Here is a 1975-nt window from a genome sequence, read left to right as displayed (position 1 = left end):
GCTCTGTGGCGCAGGGAAGTTCGCGCCGCGGGTCAGAGCTCGTGGCGCCCGCCCGCGGTGCGCTCCGCGAGCAGGTCCCGGATCTCGCGCAGCAGTTCGTTGTCGGTGAGCGCGTCGTCCGCCTTGGCGCCCCACATCTTCTTGGCCTTGTTGGCCGGGACGACGACGATGAAGTAGAGCAGCGCCGCGATGATGACGAAATCGATGCCCGCGGTGATGATCGGCCCGATCGCGATGAAGGTGGCGGGCTTGTCGGCCACCAGCTGGAAGCCCAGCCCGAGCTGATTGGTGCCGCCGAACACCGCGAGCAGCGGTGTCACGATGCCGTCGGTGAAGGCTGTGACGACCGCGACGAAGGCCGTGCCCATGACGACCGCCACGGCCAGGTCGACGATATTGCCGCGCATCAGAAAATCTTTGAAACCCTTGAGCATTGTCGAAACTCCTCTACCTGAGGGATCGAGCGCAGAGTTGTGGGGATGTGAGGCGATGCTAGTTCACCGATGCGCCGGTTCAGTGGAACACGACCGTGAGCGCCGTTCGCAGGGAGGCGGCGGCCACCGCGGTTGCGCGTCGGGAATCCAAGGCGACCAGCACCACCCGGTCCGTGCGCCCGCGGGCGCCGTCGGCTTGCGGCACCAGCACCACGGCCGCGTCGGCGGCCAATAGCCGTGCGGGACGGCCGGTCCCGCCGGTGTCCTCGCCCGCCACCACGTCGACCCGGTCGCCGGAGCGCAGGATCTCGGCAACGGCGTTGTCCGCCAGGCGAATCGGGACGATGCGCGCATCGGGGGAGCCGCCCGCCACGGCGGCCAGCCGCGGGCCCAGCACCCGCACCTCGGTGAGGATCTCCCCGGTCGTCAGCGCGGCGGCGAGGGTGGCCCCGCGCACCCGCGCGGCGTCGCGCACGGCTCCGGCCGGCAGGGTCGCGGTCTCCCGGTCGGCGGTGCGCAGATCACCGTCGCCGATCACCTGCCCGGGCGGCAGCTCCCGCGCGGCGACCAGGACGAGTGTGCGGTCTGTGGATGGATCCGGGCGCACGGCCAGGAAGACCGCCGTGATGAGCAACGCGACCGCCCCGGCCCGCCGCAGTAGCGTCGAGTCCGCCCAGGTCAGGCGGCTACGGAACGCGTGCAGGAAAGCTCGATACGGTCGCGTCATGGGGGCAGCGTACGGTCGCCCCGACACCGGCACGCCCGGGCCGAACCCGGGCTGTGGATAACGAAGAGCCTGTGGAGAAAGCTGGGATCAGGCCGCGGAGGTGCTGGAACCGCTGGACGACGGGGTCGAGGTGCTCGATGTGGACGCGCTCGACGCCGTGGAGCTCGAGCCGCCGTTGTCCGACGAAGAGGACGACGGCTTGGCCGGCTCGGACGAGGTGGAGCCGTTGCGGCTGTCGGTGCGGTAGAAGCCGCTGCCCTTGAAGACGATGCCGACCGAGTTGAACAGCTTGCGCAGCTTGCCGTTGCAACGGTCACACGTGGTCAGTGCGTCATCGGAGAAGGACTGCACGATGTCGAACTTGTTGTCGCACTCGGTGCATGCATACGAGTAAGTAGGCATCGGGAAACCTCCACGCTCTTCGTCGAATTAGCACTCTACAGCTGGCAGTGCCAACGCTGCCAATCGGGTGTCAATTCCCGGCCCGATCTCCGAGGCGGCGCAGCCCGCCGAACGGGGTCAGTGCCCACCCCATTCGATGGTCGTGCGACTCCTCCGGCAAACGGTCCACGAGTTCGTCGTCGCGCACCACGGCGATCAATCGCGCGTCGGCGCGCGCGGCGTTCAGACTTCGATCGTAATAACCGGCCCCGCGTCCCAATCGGACCCCGCGTCGATCCACCGCGAGCGCCGGAACCAGAATCGTCGACGCCGTCGAGATTCCGTCCGCGACCGGGTCGCCGTCCGGTTCGCGCAGCCCGAACCGGCCGCGGTGCAGCCCGTCGGTCCCGGTGTATTCGGCCCAGGCGAGCGG

4 protein-coding genes are annotated in these 1975 nt (G+C 69.1%); all 4 read right to left on the bottom strand.

What is annotated here, in order from left to right; all coding sequences use genetic code 11:
* Window positions 1–32 precede the first annotated feature (32 nt).
* Window positions 33–434, bottom strand: a complete 402-nt coding sequence (gene mscL, locus ACFV4K_RS35580; protein WP_379280680.1) for a large conductance mechanosensitive channel protein MscL — start codon at window positions 432–434, stop codon at window positions 33–35.
* A 79-nt stretch (window positions 435–513) separates the two neighbouring features.
* Entirely contained in the window at window positions 514–1161 is a 648-nt protein-coding gene (locus tag ACFV4K_RS35575; protein ID WP_379280679.1) for an SAF domain-containing protein, read from the bottom strand.
* An 87-nt stretch (window positions 1162–1248) separates the two neighbouring features.
* Window positions 1249–1563: an FmdB family zinc ribbon protein gene (locus ACFV4K_RS35570; protein ID WP_379280678.1), complete on the bottom strand. Its 315-nt coding sequence runs from the start codon at window positions 1561–1563 to the stop codon at window positions 1249–1251.
* 70 nt (window positions 1564–1633) lie between these two features.
* On the bottom strand, window positions 1634–1975 hold a 342-nt coding region (locus ACFV4K_RS35565; RefSeq protein WP_379280677.1), incomplete at its 5' end, for a 5-formyltetrahydrofolate cyclo-ligase.

This window comes from Nocardia sp. NPDC059764 (assembly GCF_042732555.1).
Lineage (GTDB): Bacteria > Actinomycetota > Actinomycetes > Mycobacteriales > Mycobacteriaceae > Nocardia.
Note: the sequence above shows the minus strand (reverse complement) of the source record. Positions and strands in the feature narration are given on the sequence as shown.